Annotated in this window: 3 protein-coding genes; 2 read left to right on the forward strand and 1 reads right to left on the reverse strand. The window is 70.8% G+C overall.

Features of this window, described 5'->3' with window-relative positions:
• The coding region (locus tag P409_RS34020) for a pyridoxal-phosphate dependent enzyme (RefSeq protein ID WP_034849185.1) at positions 1-338 on the reverse strand (338 nt) is incomplete at its 3' end.
• Positions 339-428: 90 nt separating this feature from the next.
• Between P409_RS34020 and P409_RS34025 the strand changes: the two genes are divergently transcribed.
• Both P409_RS34025 and P409_RS34030 read left to right on the forward strand, forming a co-directional pair.
• Complete coding sequence (locus tag P409_RS34025; RefSeq protein ID WP_034849187.1) at positions 429-920, forward strand: Lrp/AsnC family transcriptional regulator; 492 nt, start codon at positions 429-431, stop codon at positions 918-920.
• 126 nt (positions 921-1046) lie between these two features.
• Positions 1047-1518: phosphoribosyltransferase family protein (locus tag P409_RS34030; protein WP_238578842.1), on the forward strand; the 472-nt coding region annotated here is incomplete at its 3' end.

Genomic DNA, 1518 nt, shown 5'->3' on the forward strand with positions numbered 1-1518 from the left:
GGATTGGCCCAGGCCGGCGCCAGGATCGTCGCCGCGATGCCGCGCCGGGCCGCCGCCCGCGCCAGCCCCTGGCCGAAATTGCCGCTGGAGGTGGCGACCACCGCGGCCGGCCGCGGGTCCAGCGCCGCCATCACCGCCTCGGTGCCGCGCCCCTTGAAGGAGCGGATCGGGTTGAGTGTCTCGACCTTCAGCAGGCAGTTGCAGCCCAGCGCCGCGTCCAGCGCGCCATGCGACATCACCGGCGAATCGAGGAAGACCGGGTCGATCGCGGCGCGGGCGGCGAGAATCTGCTGCGGCGTGAGGGGCAGGGTCGAAGGATGGGCGGCCTGCGCGTCCATGGGTCGTCTCCCGGTTGAGCTGCCGCGACTCTAGCCGGCGCCGCCCCGGCTGTTGTTGAAATCTCCTGCGCCACCGCGCAAAATTCTTGCATGAGCCCCAAGCCCGCCCCCGTCCTCGACCGCCTCGACCACAAGCTGTTGGCGCTGCTGCAGGCCGACAGCGGCCGGACGCTGGAGGAGTTGGGCGACACCGTCGGCCTGTCGCCCAGCGCGGTGCAGCGCCGCATCGCCCGCTACCGCGCCGACGGGCTGCTGCTGCGGCAGGTTGCGGTGCTCGATTCCGGGCGCCTGGACAGCGTGGTGCTGGCCGCGGTGTTCGTGATGCTGGAGAAGGAATCGGTCGACCTGCACCGCGCCTTCAAGGACCGGATGCGGACGGCGCCGGAGGTGCAGCAGTGTTACGACCTGGCCGGCAGCCGCGACTATCTGGTGATCGTCGCCGTCACCGGCATGAAGGCCTGCCGCGAGGCGGTCGACCGGCTGTTCATGACCGACCCGAACATCAAGCGCTTCGACACCCATTTCGTGTTCGACGCGGTGAAGACCGGGCTGGCCTTGCCGACCACGGGTCAGGACCACTGAGCTTCGTCCGGATAAGCCTTGAATCCTATCGGCTTTTCACCGTTTCAGCCGTAGCCAAACTGGGTTTGGCCGCCGCTGCGGCGCGTCCCATCTCATCCTCATCGGTACCGCAACCCGCGCAAGATGATGGATCGTTCCCTGTCGTCGTGGAAAGGCCTTGACCCCGACCGCAAGCCGGTCTTCCTCGGCTATGACCAGACCGAGCGCATGCTGGCCGCCCTGCTGGACCGCGCCGCCGCATGGCGACCGGACGTGGTGGCCGGCATCGCCCGCGGCGGGGTGGTGCCGGCGACCATGGCCGCGGCCATCCTGGCCCTGCCGCTGGCGACCATCGCCTATGACCGGGCCGCCGCACGGAGCGAGTGGATCGGTTCGCCGCCGGCTGGCGCCCGCGTGCTGCTGGTCGACGACGGCTGCAGCACCGGCGGCACCCTGCGGACGGTGCGCGGGATGCTGGTCGCCGAAGGCCGTGCCTGCCTGACCCTGGCCGTGGTGCACGACCCCGAGCACAGCGACTTCACCCCCGACCTGTCGCATCCGATGCGCGAGCTGTGGCGCTTCCCCTGGGAGCGCGGCGAGGCGACGCCGGACGGCCGGG

The sequence above is a fragment of the Inquilinus limosus MP06 genome, assembly GCF_000767795.1.
Lineage (GTDB): Bacteria > Pseudomonadota > Alphaproteobacteria > DSM-16000 > Inquilinaceae > Inquilinus > Inquilinus limosus_E.